At 53.8% G+C, this 16,339-nt stretch carries 15 protein-coding genes and 2 tRNA genes; 12 read left to right on the top strand and 5 right to left on the bottom strand.

The window, feature by feature from the left end; translation table 11 throughout:
* Positions 1-37 precede the first annotated feature (37 nt).
* Together H2Z33_RS10980 and cgtA are read left to right on the top strand one after the other, a co-directional pair.
* The gene (locus tag H2Z33_RS10980; protein ID WP_015571979.1) at positions 38-1,003 is read left to right on the top strand and encodes a DMT family transporter; all 966 of its coding nucleotides are present in this window, start codon (positions 38-40) and stop codon (positions 1,001-1,003) included.
* Positions 1,004-1,018: 15 nt separating this feature from the next.
* Entirely contained in the window at positions 1,019-2,194 is a 1,176-nt protein-coding gene (gene cgtA / locus H2Z33_RS10985; RefSeq protein WP_006812124.1) for an Obg family GTPase CgtA, read from the top strand.
* A gap of 33 nt (positions 2,195-2,227) precedes the next feature.
* Here cgtA and pmrB read toward each other — a convergent pair whose 3' ends face one another.
* From pmrB to dacB, 3 genes are read right to left on the bottom strand one after another with little or no spacing between them, the layout of a single operon-like run.
* Positions 2,228-3,271: a two-component system sensor histidine kinase PmrB gene (gene pmrB, locus H2Z33_RS10990; protein ID WP_063135408.1), complete on the bottom strand. Its 1,044-nt coding sequence runs from the start codon at positions 3,269-3,271 to the stop codon at positions 2,228-2,230.
* Positions 3,268-3,930: a two-component system response regulator PmrA gene (gene pmrA / locus H2Z33_RS10995; protein ID WP_003861819.1), complete on the bottom strand. Its 663-nt coding sequence runs from the start codon at positions 3,928-3,930 to the stop codon at positions 3,268-3,270. The genes pmrB and pmrA overlap by 4 nt, the downstream gene beginning before the upstream one ends.
* Before the next feature lie 2 nt (positions 3,931-3,932).
* Positions 3,933-5,366: a serine-type D-Ala-D-Ala carboxypeptidase gene (dacB, locus tag H2Z33_RS11000; RefSeq protein ID WP_003861817.1), complete on the bottom strand. Its 1,434-nt coding sequence runs from the start codon at positions 5,364-5,366 to the stop codon at positions 3,933-3,935.
* 228 nt (positions 5,367-5,594) lie between these two features.
* Between dacB and greA the strand changes: the two genes are divergently transcribed.
* On the top strand, positions 5,595-6,071 hold the full coding sequence (greA, locus tag H2Z33_RS11005) for a transcription elongation factor GreA (RefSeq protein ID WP_006812122.1): 477 nt from the start codon (positions 5,595-5,597) through the stop codon (positions 6,069-6,071).
* 151 nt (positions 6,072-6,222) lie between these two features.
* Here greA and yhbY read toward each other — a convergent pair whose 3' ends face one another.
* A complete protein-coding gene (gene yhbY / locus H2Z33_RS11010) occupies positions 6,223-6,516 on the bottom strand; it encodes a ribosome assembly RNA-binding protein YhbY (RefSeq protein WP_003861814.1) in 294 nt (97 codons plus the stop codon).
* Between the two features lie 127 nt (positions 6,517-6,643).
* Between yhbY and rlmE the strand changes: the two genes are divergently transcribed.
* The 6 genes from rlmE (at position 6,644) to H2Z33_RS11040 (ending at position 12,235) form a co-directional block, all read left to right on the top strand.
* On the top strand, positions 6,644-7,270 hold the full coding sequence (gene rlmE / locus H2Z33_RS11015; RefSeq protein WP_003861812.1) for a 23S rRNA (uridine(2552)-2'-O)-methyltransferase RlmE: 627 nt from the start codon (positions 6,644-6,646) through the stop codon (positions 7,268-7,270).
* A 102-nt stretch (positions 7,271-7,372) separates the two neighbouring features.
* Positions 7,373-9,307, top strand: coding sequence for an ATP-dependent zinc metalloprotease FtsH (ftsH, locus tag H2Z33_RS11020; protein WP_003861810.1), 1,935 nt, complete (start codon positions 7,373-7,375; stop codon positions 9,305-9,307).
* A gap of 98 nt (positions 9,308-9,405) precedes the next feature.
* A complete protein-coding gene (gene folP, locus H2Z33_RS11025; RefSeq protein WP_003861807.1) occupies positions 9,406-10,254 on the top strand; it encodes a dihydropteroate synthase in 849 nt (282 codons plus the stop codon).
* Complete coding sequence (gene glmM / locus H2Z33_RS11030) at positions 10,247-11,584, top strand: phosphoglucosamine mutase (RefSeq protein ID WP_017693917.1); 1,338 nt, start codon at positions 10,247-10,249, stop codon at positions 11,582-11,584. The genes folP and glmM overlap by 8 nt, the downstream gene beginning before the upstream one ends.
* Positions 11,585-11,806: 222 nt before the next feature.
* Complete coding sequence (gene secG, locus H2Z33_RS11035; protein ID WP_003861803.1) at positions 11,807-12,139, top strand: preprotein translocase subunit SecG; 333 nt, start codon at positions 11,807-11,809, stop codon at positions 12,137-12,139.
* Positions 12,140-12,148: 9 nt separating this feature from the next.
* Positions 12,149-12,235: transfer RNA gene (locus H2Z33_RS11040), tRNA-Leu, on the top strand.
* 187 nt (positions 12,236-12,422) lie between these two features.
* On the opposite strand, the gene argG is transcribed toward H2Z33_RS11040, so the two are convergent.
* The gene (gene argG, locus H2Z33_RS11045; protein ID WP_015571974.1) at positions 12,423-13,769 is read right to left on the bottom strand and encodes an argininosuccinate synthase; all 1,347 of its coding nucleotides are present in this window, start codon (positions 13,767-13,769) and stop codon (positions 12,423-12,425) included.
* A gap of 286 nt (positions 13,770-14,055) precedes the next feature.
* On the opposite strand from argG, the gene H2Z33_RS11050 reads away from it, so the two are divergent.
* The 3 genes from H2Z33_RS11050 (at position 14,056) to nusA (ending at position 16,323) form a co-directional block, all read left to right on the top strand.
* Positions 14,056-14,132 (top strand) — tRNA-Met (locus H2Z33_RS11050).
* Positions 14,133-14,339: 207 nt separating this feature from the next.
* Entirely contained in the window at positions 14,340-14,792 is a 453-nt protein-coding gene (rimP, locus tag H2Z33_RS11055; protein ID WP_014833432.1) for a ribosome maturation factor RimP, read from the top strand.
* Positions 14,793-14,820: 28 nt separating this feature from the next.
* The gene (gene nusA, locus H2Z33_RS11060; protein WP_003861798.1) at positions 14,821-16,323 is read left to right on the top strand and encodes a transcription termination factor NusA; all 1,503 of its coding nucleotides are present in this window, start codon (positions 14,821-14,823) and stop codon (positions 16,321-16,323) included.
* Positions 16,324-16,339: the final 16 nt, after the last annotated feature.

Below are 16,339 nucleotides of genomic sequence, written 5' to 3' on the forward strand. Positions count from 1 at the left end.
TTGGAAACCCGGAAAATTTTCTGTAGGGAAAACGGGCATGAAGCAGCAGGCCGGCATGGGTATTCTTTTGGCGCTCACTACCGCAATGTGCTGGGGTGCGCTGCCAATTGCAATGAAGCAGGTACTGGAAGTCATGGAGCCACCGACGGTGGTGTTTTATCGCTTCCTGATGGCAAGCATAGGCCTGGGCGCCATTCTGGCCGTCAAAGGTAAGCTGCCACCGCTGCGCATCTTCCGAAAACCGCGTTGGCTGGTGTTACTGGCTATCGCGACGGGCGGTCTGTTCGGTAACTTCATTCTGTTCAGCTCTTCCCTGCAATATCTTAGCCCTACAGCGTCGCAGGTGATTGGTCAGCTTTCACCGGTCGGCATGATGGTCGCCAGCGTATTCATCCTCAAGGAGAAGATGCGCGGCACGCAGATCATCGGGGCAAGCATGCTGCTTTGCGGGCTGGTGATGTTCTTTAACACCAGCCTGATTGAGATTTTTACCCGCCTGACGGATTACACCTGGGGTGTCATTTTTGGGGTGGGTGCAGCAACGGTCTGGGTGAGTTATGGCGTCGCGCAAAAGGTGTTATTGCGCCGTCTTGCCTCACAGCAGATCCTCTTTTTGCTGTACACTTTGTGTACACTGGCATTATTGCCTTTAGCGAAGCCGGGCGTAATTACCCAGCTCAGCGACTGGCAACTGGCGTGCCTCATTTTTTGTGGGCTGAATACGCTGGTCGGTTATGGCGCTCTGGCTGAAGCCATGGCGCGCTGGCAGGCAGCACAGGTGAGCGCCTTAATCACGCTTACCCCGCTGTTTACGCTGTTATTTTCAGATTTGTTATCAATGGCCTGGCCCGATGTCTTCGTCAAGCCGATGCTCAACCTGTTGGGTTATCTCGGTGCGTTTGTCGTGGTTGCGGGCGCGATGTATTCCGCCATTGGTCATCGTCTCTGGGGGCGTTGGCGCAAAAATGAAGCGGTTGTAATAGTCCCCCGCTCAGGCGAATGAGTTACGGAGAGTAAAATGAAGTTTGTTGATGAAGCGACGATTCTGGTCGTGGCAGGTGATGGCGGTAACGGTTGTGTAAGCTTCCGCCGTGAAAAATATATTCCTCGTGGCGGTCCTGACGGCGGTGACGGTGGGGACGGTGGCGACGTGTGGCTGGAGGCGGATGAAAACCTCAACACGCTGATCGACTACCGTTTCGAAAAATCTTTCCGCGCCGAGCGTGGCCAGAACGGCCAGAGCCGCGACTGTACCGGTAAACGCGGTAAAGACGTGACGATCAAAGTGCCGGTGGGTACGCGTGTCATCGATCAGGGCACGGGCGAAACCATGGGTGATATGACCAAACACGGTCAGCGCCTGATGGTGGCGAAAGGCGGCTGGCATGGTCTGGGTAACAGCCGTTTCAAATCTTCCGTTAACCGTACCCCGCGTCAGAAAACCATGGGTACCCCGGGTGATAAGCGCGACCTGCAACTGGAACTGATGCTGCTGGCGGATGTGGGGATGCTGGGTATGCCAAACGCCGGTAAATCGACGTTTATCCGTGCGGTCTCTGCGGCGAAACCCAAAGTAGCGGATTATCCGTTTACGACGCTGGTGCCGAGCCTGGGCGTTGTCCGTATGGATAACGAGAAGAGCTTTGTGGTCGCTGACATCCCGGGTCTGATTGAAGGGGCAGCAGAAGGCGCCGGTCTGGGTATTCGCTTCCTGAAGCACCTTGAGCGTTGTCGCGTACTGTTGCACCTCATCGACATCGATCCAATCGACGGTTCCGATCCGGTTGAAAACGCCCGTATTATTATCGGCGAGCTGGAGAAATACAGTGAAAAACTGGCGCAAAAACCGCGCTGGCTGGTATTTAACAAGATCGACCTGATGGATAAAGCGGAAGCTGAAGCGAAAGCTAAAGCGATTGCCGACGCGATGGGTTGGGAAGATAAGTACTATCTGATCTCTGCCGCCAGCCAGGTTGGCGTGAAAGATCTCTGCTGGGATGTGATGACCTTTATCATCGAGAATCCGGTTGTTCAGGCAGAAGAGGCGAAACAGCCTGAAAAAGTCGAATTCATGTGGGATGACTACCACCGCCAGCAGCTCGAAGAGCTGGAAGCGGAAGAAGATGATGAAGACTGGGACGATGACTGGGATGAAGACGACGAAGAAGGCGTCGAGTTCATCTACAAGCACTAACCCTGTATAAAGCCCCTTAACGGGGCTTTTTTTTTATCCTATTTTCGCCGGTAACCAACAGCTGGCGATGAGGCCGCCCTCAGCGCCGTTCTCCAGCGTTAAATGGCCATGATGGAGCTGTACGATACGCTGTACGATGCTCAGCCCAAGGCCGCTGCCGCCGTAGCGCTGGTCGAGACGTCGGAAAGCTTCGGTGATCGACTGGCGGTGCGCCTCATCAATACCCGGCCCCTGATCGGTAACGCTCACCCGGGTACCGCCCTCCGTCGCTGTTAATGCCACTTCAATGGTTGTGCCTGCCGGGCTGTAGCGGGCGGCATTCTCCAGAAGGTTCCTTAGCATCAGACGTAACAGGACGGCGTCCCCCTGTACCGTCAGCGCGCTGTGGGCCGGCCATATTACCGTATGCTCTTTGGCTTCATGCTCCAGACTGAGCGGAGCAATGATCGTTTCTGTCCAGTTCACGGTATCGTAATGGCCGCTGGCCATCGCCTGTCCGGCACGCGCCAGCATCAGCAGCTGTTCCACCGTGTGCATCAGCTGATCGATACGGCTTATCAGTGGCGTGGCCTGCGGGGAACCGGACTGAGCCATCAGTTCCAGATGGAGCCTGATCCCCGCAAGCGGCGTACGTAACTCGTGTGCCGCATCGGCGGTAAACAGGCGTTCCTGTTGAACAGTGTGGTCCAGCCGGGCGAGGAGTTGATTGAGCGACGCGGTCACAGCGCCTATCTCTTCCATATCGGAATACATCGGCAGGGGAGTCAGATTATCCGCCGAGCGGTTCGCAAGGCTGGCGCGAAGTTTGTTGAGTGGTCGGGTGATCCAGGTGACTGCCCAGAATGAGAAGAGCAGGGTAAAACCGACCATCACCAGAGAAGGGACCAGCAGGGAGGCAATGGCTTCGCGGATCTCTTTTTCGACATGGTTGTTGCGCGCTTTGGCGGACAACGTTTCGTTCACCAGAAAACCGATCTGCTCGCGGCTCTCATGCCACAGCCAGACAACGCTAATGAGTTGAAAAAATAGCAGAATAACCGCCAGCAACACCATTAATCGCCGGCGCATACTGTTCATTTCTGGCTCTCCAGACGGTAACCCACGCCGCGTACGGTTTTGATGCGATCTTTACCGAGCTTGCGCCGCAGATTATGAATGTGAACTTCAAGCGTGTTTGATCCTGGATCGTCCTGCCAGGAGTAGATGTCCTGTTGCAGCGTTTCACGGTGCACGGTCTGCCCGCTGCGCATGATCAGGCGCGTCAGCAGAGCGAACTCTTTTGGCGTCACTTCCACAGGCTGAGACTGGCGCAGCACCTGCTGAGTTTGCAGATTGAGGGTGATATCTCCGTCCGTCAGCAGGTTGTCGCTGTGGCCCTGATAGCGGCGGATCAACGCCCGAACGCGAGCCTGTAGCTCGGCAAGGGCGAAGGGTTTTACCAGATAATCGTCAGCGCCAGAATCCAGCCCGTTAATTCTGTCTTCGATGGCATCGCGGGCGGTGAGAATCAAGACGGGATTCTCAACCCCGCGACGACGCCACTGGCAGAGCAGCGTCGCGCCGTCTTTATCCGGCAGCCCCAAATCCAGGATCACGAGGCTGTATTCACCGCTCTGGATCAGGGCATCTGCTTCAGCGGCCGTGGCGGCACAATCCAGGGCGTAGCCTTCATTCCCCAGCGCCAGCGCTAATCCTTCCTGCAATAACAGATCGTCTTCAACTATCAGTAGTTTCATCGCTAGTTATTCTGGTAGATGTCCTTATAGAGCCTGCTTTCGAAACGCACCAGTGGAATACGGCGATTGCGCTGGTCAGCCGGTTCGACGGCATAGCCGGAAAGATACTGCACAAATGCCATGCGTTGCCCGCTGGCGGTCGTGATAAAACCGGCAAGGTTGTAAACGCCTTGCAGGGAACCCGTTTTGGCTGACACTTTGCCATCCACGCCCGCAGCGTGAAGGCCCGCGCGGTACTGAAGAGAGCCGTCATGTCCGGCAAGCGGCAGCATCGTAATAAAGTTTAGCTCAGCGTCATGCTGAGCAATATACTGCAACACCTGCATCATGGTGGCCGGGGAGATCAGGTTATGACGCGATAAACCGGAACCATCAACGGCGATCGTATTGCCCAGATCGATACCTGCCTGCTGGCGCAGGATCTGACGTACGGCATCAGAACCGGCCCGCCAGGTGCCCGGCACACCAAAGCGCGCGTGCCCGATCATGCGGAACACCGTATCGGCAATCATGTTATCCGACTTTTTCAGCATAATCTTAAGCAAATCATGCAGTGGCGCGGACTGTTTGCTGGCAATCACCGTGCCTGGCTCATTTACCTGCGTCTGGCGCAGCAGCGTTCCAGTGTAGGTTATGCCCGCCTGCTTCAGTTCATCTTTAAAAATGGCACCGGCATAGCCAGCGCCATCCTGAATGGCAAAGGCCAGCGGGAGGGGGTCGGCCCGCTGGGTCAGGCAGCCGGTGAGCGTATAGCGATTGAGATCGCCTGGTACCACGTCCAGCTCGCAATACTGCGCCTCCGGAGAGCCTTTCGCCAGCGTCCGCACCTGGCTGAACATCGTGACCGGGTAGTATGAGGCCACGCGGATAAAAGCTAAGTCATTTGGTTTTGGCGCGCTGTAAAGCGATACGGAGAAGCAGTTACGGTCAACGATGGCGGCGGCTGGCGGGGCGCTAAAGCACTGCGTCATGTCGTTCCACGGCCAGCCAGGCGCTTTATCGTGGCTGGCGAAAATGGAGGTGTCGATCAGCACGTTGCCATCAATTTTTGTTACGCCGGATTTTTTCAGTACCGCCACCATATTGCGGACATCCTGGCGCTTAAAGGTGGGATCGCCACCAAAACGGGCGATAAGATCGCCTTTCAGTTCGCCACCCTCAACGTTACCTCTGGTTTCAAGGGTGGTAGTAAAACGGAAGTCAGGCCCGAGCTGGAGCAGGGCGGCGAGGGCAGTGATCACCTTCTGGGTACTGGCAGGCAGCGCCATCTGTTGACTGTGATAGTCAATCTCGGGAGCCTGCGCGCCAACCTTCTGCACCATCAGGGCAAGGTTCGCGCCGGCGGGCAGTTGATTAATGTACTCATCAACATTCGCGGCCTGAACGGTGAACGTTATACTGGTAGTCAATCCGATGATAAAACTGGAAAATCGCATAATCTCGCGCTAACAACCCGAAAACAAACCGTCATACTACGGTGCATGGCACTGTAAAGTAAACGATGACCCATAGTGAACTTCGCGGTAAAATGCGTATCAAATTGAAAAATTGCTGCTGACCTGGGGCGTTGCTCCCGGGTCGGTTTTCTTTTTGCTTCTGGCCTGTTCAGGTGGGCTGGAGCAGGGAACACTGCTCCCAACAGGAATGTTTAAGAGGTATAACAAATGCAAGCTATTCCGATGACCTTACGTGGTGCCGAAAAACTGCGCGAAGAGCTGGATTTTCTCAAATCCGTGCGTCGCCCTGAAATCATCGCCGCTATCGCGGAAGCGCGTGAGCATGGCGACCTGAAAGAGAATGCTGAATACCACGCGGCGCGTGAGCAGCAGGGTTTCTGTGAGGGGCGCATTAAAGATATCGAGGCGAAACTGTCTAACGCGCAGGTTATCGATATCACCAAAATGCCAAATAATGGCCGTGTGATCTTCGGTTCTACCGTCAGCGTCCTGAATCTGGACAACGACGAAGAGCAGACCTATCGCATCGTGGGTGATGATGAAGCGGACTTCAAACAGAACCTGATTTCGGTGAACTCGCCGATTGCTCGTGGCCTGATTGGCAAAGAGCAGGACGATGTGGTCACCATCCGCACCCCTGGTGGTGAAGTGGAATACGAAATTATTAAGGTTGAATACCTGTAATTCGCTTCTCTACTAAGATGTTGATACATTGTAAAGAAAAGAAAAAGGCCGCATAGCGGCCTTTTATCAACTCAAGGAGCATGGCATTTTGCTCGCCTGCTGAAAGAAATCCCTCGTTTCACACAGAAAATGTGTTCGATTCAGGATATCCTTAACGTGGCAGCGAGATTTTGCGCTCTTTTGATGGGCGATAGAGCACCAGCGTTTTACCGATGACCTGTACATTACAGGCGCCGGTTTCGCGCACGATGGCTTCCACGATCAGGTTTTTAGTGTCTCTGTCTTCAGAGGCGATTTTCACCTTGATCAGCTCGTGGTGTTCCAGCGCTTGTTCAATCTCGGCAAGCACCCCTTCGGTCAAACCATTGTTGCCAAGCATCACTACAGGCTTGAGCGGATGTGCCAGACCTTTAAGGTGCTGTTTTTGTTTAGTACTCAGATTCATCGTATATTTTTGCTTACGTTGGGATTGAAAACGGTTCATTCTACCGCCATCTCCCTAATATCGCCAAATAGCTGCGTAGAAATTTACGTCACAGGCAAGCAACGATGAACCAGGACGGAAATGTTAAATGACAGGTAAAAAGCGTTCTGCCAGCTCCAGCCGCTGGCTTCAGGAACACTTTAGCGATAAATATGTTCAACAGGCGCAGAAAAAGGGGTTGCGTTCCCGCGCCTGGTTTAAACTTGATGAAATACAGCAAAGTGACAAACTTTTTAAACCGGGAATGACGGTGGTCGACCTCGGTGCGGCACCTGGCGGATGGTCCCAGTATGCGGTTACGCAGATCGGCGGAACGGGCCGAATCATCGCATGCGATCTTTTACCAATGGATCCCATCGTCGGTGTCGACTTCCTTCAGGGCGACTTTCGTGATGAATTAGTGCTTAAAGCACTACTTGATCGTGTAGGTGACAGTAAGGTCCAGGTTGTCATGTCGGATATGGCGCCAAATATGTGTGGAACACCGGCGGTGGATATCCCCCGCGCCATGTATCTGGTGGAACTAGCGTTAGAAATGTGTCGTGATGTACTAGCGCCTGGTGGTAGTTTTGTTGTGAAGGTGTTTCAGGGCGAAGGTTTCGAGGAGTATCTTAAGGAAATTCGCTCCCTGTTTGCGAAGGTCAAAGTTCGTAAGCCGGACTCTTCCCGGGCCCGTTCCCGTGAAGTGTATATTGTAGCGACCGGGCGAAAATGATAACCGGTAGATTTCAGGCGAAAGTTTGAATGAAACTGGATATAGAGTATCCTGACGCTGTTTTTAACACAGTTGTAATATGAGGTTAATCCCTTGAGTGACATGGCGAAAAACCTAATACTCTGGCTGGTCATTGCCGTTGTGCTGATGTCAGTATTCCAGAGCTTTGGGCCCAGCGAGTCGAATGGCCGCAAGGTGGATTATTCTACCTTCCTGCAAGAGGTCAATCAGGACCAGGTTCGCGAAGCGCGTATCAACGGACGTGAGATCAACGTTACCAAGAAAGATAGTAACCGTTACACGACTTACATCCCGGTGAACGATCCTAAGCTGCTTGATAACCTTCTGACCAAAAACGTCAAAGTGGTAGGCGAGCCGCCGGAAGAACCAAGCCTGCTGGCTTCTATCTTCATTTCCTGGTTCCCGATGCTGCTTCTTATCGGCGTCTGGATCTTCTTTATGCGCCAGATGCAGGGCGGTGGTGGCAAAGGTGCCATGTCGTTCGGTAAGAGCAAGGCGCGTATGCTGACGGAAGACCAGATCAAGACCACGTTTGCTGACGTAGCAGGTTGTGACGAAGCAAAAGAAGAGGTGGGTGAACTGGTTGAATACCTGCGCGAGCCGAGCCGTTTCCAGAAACTGGGCGGTAAGATCCCCAAAGGCGTCCTGATGGTCGGCCCTCCGGGTACCGGTAAAACCCTGCTGGCAAAAGCCATCGCGGGTGAAGCGAAGGTGCCGTTCTTTACTATTTCAGGTTCTGACTTCGTTGAAATGTTCGTGGGTGTCGGTGCATCTCGTGTGCGTGACATGTTCGAGCAGGCTAAGAAGGCAGCACCGTGCATCATCTTCATCGATGAAATCGACGCCGTAGGCCGCCAGCGTGGCGCAGGCCTGGGTGGTGGTCACGATGAACGTGAGCAGACGCTGAACCAGATGCTGGTTGAGATGGACGGCTTCGAAGGTAACGAAGGTATCATCGTTATCGCGGCAACTAACCGTCCGGACGTACTCGACCCTGCGCTGCTGCGTCCAGGCCGTTTTGACCGTCAGGTTGTGGTCGGTCTGCCGGATGTTCGCGGTCGTGAACAGATTCTGAAAGTGCATATGCGACGCGTACCGCTGGCGCCAGATATCGACGCGGCAATCATTGCGCGTGGTACTCCAGGCTTCTCCGGTGCGGATCTGGCTAACCTGGTCAACGAAGCAGCACTGTTTGCCGCTCGCGGTAACAAGCGCGTGGTGTCCATGGTGGAATTCGAGAAAGCGAAAGACAAAATCATGATGGGGGCGGAACGTCGCTCCATGGTGATGACGGAAGCGCAGAAAGAGTCCACGGCATATCACGAAGCGGGCCACGCGATTATCGGTCGTCTGGTGCCGGAACACGATCCCGTACACAAGGTGACGATTATTCCGCGCGGTCGTGCGCTGGGTGTGACCTTCTTCCTGCCTGAAGGCGACGCGATCAGCGCCAGCCGTCAGAAGCTGGAAAGCCAGATTTCAACCCTGTACGGCGGTCGTCTGGCTGAAGAGATTATCTACGGTGCGGAACATGTTTCCACCGGTGCGTCGAACGATATTAAAGTGGCGACAAACCTGGCGCGTAACATGGTGACTCAGTGGGGCTTCTCCGACAAACTCGGTCCGCTGCTGTATGCAGAGGAAGAGGGCGAAGTATTCCTGGGCCGCTCTGTGGCAAAAGCGAAACATATGTCCGATGAAACGGCACGTATCATCGACCAGGAAGTGAAAGCGCTGATTGAACGTAACTACGCTCGCGCCCGTCAGATCCTGAACGACAATATGGACATCCTGCATTCGATGAAAGATGCGCTCATGAAATATGAGACCATCGATGCACCGCAGATTGACGACCTGATGGCGCGCCGCGAAGTGCGTCCGCCGGCAGGCTGGGAAGACCCAGGCGCGTCTAACAATTCTGACAACAATGGCACCCCGCGTGCGCCGCGTCCGGTCGATGAACCGCGTACGCCAAACCCGGGCAACACCATGTCAGAGCAGTTGGGCGACAAGTAAGTCACTACTGTTGAAGCGTTTGTCTGTATCTCAAACCCTGGAGCTTGCTCCGGGGTTTTTCTTATCTGTTTAACCACATTAATCCCAGGGACTTCACCATGAAACTATTCGCCCAGGACTCGCATCTCGACCTTTCACATCCCCATGTGATGGGGATCCTGAATGTCACGCCTGATTCCTTCTCTGACGGCGGCACGCATAATTCGCTTATCGACGCGGTTAAACACGCGAATTTAATGATTAACGCGGGTGCCACCATCATTGACGTTGGAGGGGAGTCAACGCGGCCTGGCGCGGCGGAGGTTTCGGTGGAAGAAGAGCTGGCGCGCGTGGTGCCGGTGGTGGAGGCTATCGCCCGGCGCTTTGAAGTGTGGATCTCCGTTGATACCTCCAAACCCGAAGTGATCCGTGAAGTGGCGAGAGTGGGCGCTCACATTATCAATGATATCCGCTCGCTGACCGAGCCGGGCGCGATTGAAGCCGCCGCAGAAACCGGGCTACCGGTGTGTCTGATGCATATGCAGGGTCAGCCTAAGACAATGCAGGAGGCGCCAAAATATGAAGATGTGTTTGCCGACGTCACCCGCTTCTTTATTGAGCATATCGAACGCTGTGAACGTGCGGGTATCGCAAAAGAGAAATTGCTGCTCGACCCGGGCTTCGGTTTCGGTAAAAATCTCTCACACAATTACGCGTTGCTTGCGCGCTTATCAGAGTTTCATCAGTTCGGCCTGCCACTGCTGGTGGGAATGTCGAGAAAATCGATGATTGGTCAGTTGTTGAATGTCGGGCCGAGCGAACGTCTGAGCGGCAGTCTGGCCTGCGCGGTGATTGCCGCGATGCAAGGTGCACACATCATTCGCGTCCATGACGTAAAAGAAACAGTAGAAGCCATGCGTGTGGTGGAAGCCACACTGGCAGCGAAGGAAAACAAACGCTATGAGTAATCGTAAATATTTTGGTACCGATGGCATCCGTGGGCGCGTAGGCGATGCGCCAATTACCCCTGACTTTGTCCTGAAGCTGGGCTGGGCAGCGGGGAAAGTGCTGGCGCGTCATGGCTCCCGTAAGATCATTATTGGGAAAGATACCCGTATTTCGGGTTATATGCTGGAGTCCGCGCTGGAAGCCGGGCTGGCGGCGGCGGGGCTTTCAGCTTCCTTTACGGGGCCAATGCCGACCCCTGCTGTTGCCTATCTGACCCGCACCTTCCGTGCGGAAGCGGGCATCGTCATTTCAGCTTCCCATAATCCGTTCTATGACAACGGTATCAAATTCTTCTCCATCGACGGCACCAAACTGCCGGATGACGTGGAAGAGGCGATTGAAGCGGAAATGGAAAAAGAGATCACCTGTGTTGACTCCGCTGAGCTGGGTAAAGCAAACCGTATTGTCGATGCCGCAGGCCGCTACATTGAATTCTGCAAAGGCACTTTCCCGAATGAGCTGAGCCTGGCACACCTCAAAATTGTGGTGGACTGTGCCAACGGTGCGACTTACCACATTGCGCCGAATGTGTTCCGCGAGCTGGGTGCCAAAGTGATCACTATCGGCTGCGAGCCGGATGGTCTGAACATCAACGAAGAAGTCGGCGCGACAGACGTGCGTGCCTTGCAGGCGCGTGTCCTGGCTGAAAAGGCCGATCTGGGTATTGCCCTGGATGGCGATGGTGACCGTGTGATCATGGTTGACCACGAAGGTAACAAGGTCGATGGCGATCAGATCCTCTACATCATTGCCCGTGAAGGCCTGCGTCAGGGGCAATTGCGCGGTGGCGCGGTGGGTACGCTGATGAGCAATATGGGCCTGGAACTGGCGTTGAAACAGCTGGGCATCCCGTTTGTTCGTGCGAAAGTGGGTGACCGCTACGTGCTGGAAAAACTCCAGGAGAAAGGCTGGCGTATTGGCGCGGAAAACTCCGGCCACGTGATCCTGCTCGATAAAACCACCACCGGTGACGGTATTGTGGCGGCGCTTCAGGTTGTTGCCGCGATGGCGCGTAACCATATGAGCCTGCACGATCTGTGCAGCGGCATGAAAATGTTCCCGCAGATTCTGGTCAATGTGCGTTTCACCGCGGGTAAAGGCGACCCGCTGGAAAATGATAACGTGAAAGCGGTGATGGCAGACGTGGAAGCGACTCTTGGCAGCCGTGGGCGCGTCCTGCTGCGTAAGTCGGGTACCGAGCCGCTGATCCGCGTGATGGTGGAAGGCGAAGACGAAGCGCAGGTAACTGAATTTGCGCACCGCATTGCGGATGCAGTCAAAGCTGCATAATCTTTCAGAATAAGTGTTTAAAAAGGCGGCGTTTGCCGCCTTTGTTTTAAGCAATGAATGGCTTTTTGCTGTTTTTTTCCGCAGTTGATACAATGCCTCGAAAATGCCCTTGCGAAGGTGATTCGCTTTGGTTAGTATTCACACCCGCTTCAGTGGGAAACAAAATCCTGCTAATTGGTCGAAGCATTGGTATGCGGCAAATCCGCAAGGAACAGGTTGATTATGTACGAAGCTCTTTTAGTTATTTTCCTTATTGTAGCCATCGCTCTCGTAGCGCTGATTATGCTACAGCAAGGTAAAGGCGCTGATATGGGAGCCTCCTTCGGAGCAGGCGCTTCCGGTACGCTGTTCGGTTCAAGTGGTTCTGCGAACTTCATGACCCGTACGACGGCGATTCTGGCTACGCTGTTCTTCATCATCAGTCTGGTGCTGGGCAATATCAACAGCAACAAGACCAGTAAAGGAAGCGAGTGGGAAAATCTGAGCGCGCCAGCAAAAACTGAGCAAACTCAGCCAGCTGCACCGGCTAAGCCAACCAGCGATATCCCGCAGTAAGTATTCCGTACCGAGGTGGTGGAATTGGTAGACACGCTACCTTGAGGTGGTAGTGCCCTAACGGGCTTGTGGGTTCGAGTCCCATCCTCGGTACCAATATTCCAGAAGAAAGACGTCGCAAGACGTCTTTTTTTTCGTGTGTACATTCTGTGTATCCGATCTTTTGTAGGGCGGGTAAGCGCAGCGCCATCCGCCGTTTTGCCCGGTGGCGCTGCGCTTACCGGGCCTGCGAAGAGCATAAAAAAGGCGCCCAATGGGCGCCTTTTGCATGACTTGCTGTCGATTATTTCTTATCGCTGTGTTCCAGGTTCTCAACCTGAGGGAGGCCATTACCGGAACTGGCGGAGAGCAGGCCATTCTCAACATAGTTGAACAGCTTCTCACGGGTATCGGTGATGTCCAGGTTACGCATGGTCAGCTGGCCAATACGATCGTCCGGAGAGAACACTGACTCACCTTTCTCCATGGTCAGACGCTCTGCTTTATAGGTCAGGTTGTCAGACACGGTATTGAGGATGGAGTAATCATTGCCGCGACGCAGTTCCAGCGTCACTTCGCCGGTGATTGCGCTTGCCACCCAACGTTGCAGGGCGTCACGCAGCATCAGCGCCTGTGGATCAAACCAGCGACCCTGATACAGCAGTTTGCCCAGCTGACGGCCATGAGAGTGATACTGCTCGATGGTGTCTTCGTTGTGAATACCGGTCAGCAGACGCTCGTAAGCGATGTGCAGCAGCGCCATCCCCGGCGCTTCGTAAATGCCACGGCTTTTCGCTTCAATGATACGGTTTTCGATCTGATCGCTCATACCCAGACCGTGACGACCGCCGATGCGGTTTGCTTCCAGCATCAGTTCAACATCGTCGGAGAAGGTTTTACCGTTCAGGGCAACCGGATGACCACGTTCGAAACGCACGGTCACTTCTTCCGCCGGGATCTTCACGTTCTCATCCCAGAACTTCACGCCCATGATCGGGTTAACAATTTTTACGCTGGAGTTCAGGAATTCCAGGTCTTTCGCTTCGTGCGTCGCACCCAGCATGTTGGAGTCGGTTGAGTAGGCTTTCTCAACGGACATCTTGTAGTCAAAGCCGCAGGCAATCATAAACTCAGACATTTCATGACGGCCACCCAGCTCGTCGATGAAGTCGGTATCCAGCCACGGTTTGTAGATCTGCAACTCGGCGTTGGTCAGCAGGCCATAACGATAGAAACGTTCAATATCGTTGCCTTTATAGGTGCTACCGTCCCCCCAGATGTTCACGCCATCTTCTTTCATGGCGGCAACCAGCATAGTGCCGGTGACGGCACGACCCAGCGGGGTGGTATTGAAATAGGTCAGGCCGCCGGTCGTATTATGGAAAGCACCGCACTGGATTGCGGCAATCCCTTCGGCAACCAGCTGCTTACGGCAGTCGATCAGACGTGCGTTCTCTGCGCCATATTCCATGGCACGACGAGGGATCGCGTCGTAATCTTCCTCGTCCGGCTGACCCAGGTTCGCAGTATATGCATAAGGAACCGCTCCCTTCTGGCGCATCCACAGCAGTGCAGCGCTGGTATCCAGGCCGCCAGAAAAAGCGATGCCAATACGTTGTCCTACCGGGAGATGCTTGAGAATCGTCGTCATATAATAAAACCCTGCTTGATTGACTGATTAGAGGCCGCTTTCGCTCTCGATGCATGTTTATGCAAAATAAGTGAGTATTCATTTAATCATCTTTTATCGACGACCGAAAGAGACGTGTGCGTTTTTTGTAAAAATTTCCCTTTTATTGCCCTGGCTGAAGTTGGGTTGACAGGTGGGGTCAACTATCAATATACTAAACGCCGATTTTACGTCCCGTCTTCGGTACCAAATCCCAGCATTATTTGCAAATTCTGTCCAAAACGCGTAGAATTTGCCACGTTTCAGGCGCGGGGTGGAGCAGCCTGGTAGCTCGTCGGGCTCATAACCCGAAGGTCGTCGGTTCAAATCCGGCCCCCGCAACCACTTTCCTATAAAGTTCTTTTTCAAATATACTGTGAAGACTTAGAGCCTTCGTAGCTGGATTTGAAAAAATGCTTTCGGAGAGTGCTCCAGGCCACAGTTGTGGCTATAGGGTTCAGTTATCTAAAGCCCCGATTTATCGGGGTTTTTTGTTATCTGACTACAGAATAACTGGGCTTTACGCCCTTTTTTTATGTCTTGGGGGTGGGCTTGTCCACATTAGAGCAAAAATTAACAGAGATGATTACTGCGCCGGTCGAAGCACTGGGCTACGAACTGGTCGGCATCGAATTCGTTCGCGGCCGTACATCCACACTGCGCATCTATATTGATAGTGAAGATGGCATCAATGTTGATGATTGTGCTGATGTCAGCCACCAGGTGAGTGCGGTTCTTGATGTTGAAGATCCGATTACCGTTGCGTACAACCTGGAAGTTTCCTCACCTGGCCTCGATCGTCCGATGTTCACGGCCGAGCACTACGTGCGCTTTACCGGTGAAGAAGTGGCTCTCGTTCTGCGTATGGCCGTACAGAACCGCCGTAAATGGCAGGGAATTATCAAAGCCGTTGATGGTGAAATGATCACGGTGACAGTCGAAGGCAAAGATGAAGTGTTCGCGCTGAGTAATATCCAGAAGGCGAACCTGGTTCCCCACTTTTAACAGTCTGGATTGAGGTGAAAAGCCCGCGATGAACAAAGAAATTTTGGCTGTTGTTGAAGCCGTCTCCAACGAGAAATCACTGCCGCGTGAGAAGATTTTCGAAGCGCTGGAAAGTGCACTGGCTACAGCAACCAAGAAAAAATACGAACAAGAGATCGATGTTCGCGTAGAAATCGATCGTAAAAGCGGTGACTTCGATACATTCCGTCGTTGGGTAATCGTTGAAGAAGTGACCCAACCGACCAAAGAGATCACGCTGGAAGCGGCACGTTTTGAAGACGAAAGTCTGAACGTGGGTGACTACGTTGAAGATCAGATTGAATCTGTTACCTTCGACCGTATCACCACCCAGACCGCGAAGCAGGTTATTGTGCAGAAAGTTCGCGAAGCCGAGCGCGCGCTGGTTGTCGATCAGTTCCGCGATCAGGAAGGCGAAATCATCACTGGTGTGGTGAAGAAAGTGAACCGCGACAACATCTCTCTGGAGATCAAATCCGAAGGGCTGCCGGGTAACGCTGAAGCCGTGATCCTGCGCGAAGACATGCTGCCGCGTGAAAACTTCCGCCCAGGCGACCGTATTCGTGGTGTGCTGTATGCCGTACGTCCTGAAGCGCGTGGTGCACAGCTGTTCGTGACGCGTTCTAAACCAGAAATGCTGGTTGAACTGTTCCGTATCGAAGTGCCGGAAATCGGCGAAGAAGTTATCGAAATCAAAGCGGCGGCCCGCGATCCGGGTTCCCGTGCGAAAATTGCGGTGAAAACCAACGACAAGCGTATCGACCCGGTCGGTGCTTGCGTCGGTATGCGTGGCGCACGTGTTCAGGCGGTTTCTACCGAACTGGGCGGCGAGCGCATTGATATCGTTCTGTGGGACGATAACCCGGCGCAGTTCGTGATCAACGCAATGGCACCGGCTGATGTGGCGTCTATCGTTGTTGACGAAGACAAACACACCATGGATATCGCTGTAGAAGCGGGCAACCTGGCGCAGGCGATTGGCCGTAACGGTCAGAACGTACGTCTGGCGTCACAGCTGAGCGGCTGGGAACTCAACGTGATGACCGTTGATGACCTTCAGGCCAAGCATCAGGCTGAAGCCCACGCGGCGATCGATACCTTCACCAAATACCTGGACATTGACGAAGACTTCGCCACTGTGCTGGTTGAAGAAGGTTTCTCTACGCTGGAAGAACTGGCCTACGTGCCAATGAAAGAGCTGCTGGAAATTGACGGTCTGGATGAACCAACCGTTGAAGCCCTGCGTGAACGCGCTAAAAACGCACTGACCACCCTGGCGCTGGCTCAGGAAGAAAGCCTTGGCGATAAGAAGCCGGCTGATGACCTGCTGAATCTGGAAGGTCTTGATCGTGCGATTGCGTTCAAGCTGGCTGCCCGTGGTGTTTGTACGCTGGAAGATCTCGCTGAGCAAGGCGTTGATGACCTGGCCGATATCGAAGGTTTAACCGACGAGAAAGCCGGCGAACTCATCATGGCCGCACGTAATATTTGCTGGTTCGGCGACGAAGCGTAATAAACTGTAGCAGGAA

Origin of the sequence: Enterobacter sp. YSU (assembly GCF_016082135.1) — a bacterium.
In the GTDB taxonomy this organism is placed as follows: Bacteria; Pseudomonadota; Gammaproteobacteria; order Enterobacterales; family Enterobacteriaceae; genus Enterobacter; species Enterobacter hormaechei_C.

Excerpts from the sequence above, each read along its gene's own strand:
- H2Z33_RS10980 (WP_015571979.1), top strand. The coding sequence starts at position 38 with ATGAAGCAGCAGGCCGGCATGGGTATTCTTTTGGCGCTCACTACCGCA.
- cgtA (WP_006812124.1), top strand. The coding sequence starts at position 1,019 with ATGAAGTTTGTTGATGAAGCGACGATTCTGGTCGTGGCAGGTGATGGC.
- pmrB (WP_063135408.1), bottom strand. The coding sequence starts at position 3,271 with ATGAACAGTATGCGCCGGCGATTAATGGTGTTGCTGGCGGTTATTCTG.
- pmrA (WP_003861819.1), bottom strand. The coding sequence starts at position 3,930 with ATGAAACTACTGATAGTTGAAGACGATCTGTTATTGCAGGAAGGATTA.
- dacB (WP_003861817.1), bottom strand. The coding sequence starts at position 5,366 with ATGCGATTTTCCAGTTTTATCATCGGATTGACTACCAGTATAACGTTC.
- greA (WP_006812122.1), top strand. The coding sequence starts at position 5,595 with ATGCAAGCTATTCCGATGACCTTACGTGGTGCCGAAAAACTGCGCGAA.
- yhbY (WP_003861814.1), bottom strand. The coding sequence starts at position 6,516 with ATGAATCTGAGTACTAAACAAAAACAGCACCTTAAAGGTCTGGCACAT.
- rlmE (WP_003861812.1), top strand. The coding sequence starts at position 6,644 with ATGACAGGTAAAAAGCGTTCTGCCAGCTCCAGCCGCTGGCTTCAGGAA.
- ftsH (WP_003861810.1), top strand. The coding sequence starts at position 7,373 with ATGGCGAAAAACCTAATACTCTGGCTGGTCATTGCCGTTGTGCTGATG.
- folP (WP_003861807.1), top strand. The coding sequence starts at position 9,406 with ATGAAACTATTCGCCCAGGACTCGCATCTCGACCTTTCACATCCCCAT.
- glmM (WP_017693917.1), top strand. The coding sequence starts at position 10,247 with ATGAGTAATCGTAAATATTTTGGTACCGATGGCATCCGTGGGCGCGTA.
- secG (WP_003861803.1), top strand. The coding sequence starts at position 11,807 with ATGTACGAAGCTCTTTTAGTTATTTTCCTTATTGTAGCCATCGCTCTC.
- argG (WP_015571974.1), bottom strand. The coding sequence starts at position 13,769 with ATGACGACGATTCTCAAGCATCTCCCGGTAGGACAACGTATTGGCATC.
- nusA (WP_003861798.1), top strand. The coding sequence starts at position 14,821 with ATGAACAAAGAAATTTTGGCTGTTGTTGAAGCCGTCTCCAACGAGAAA.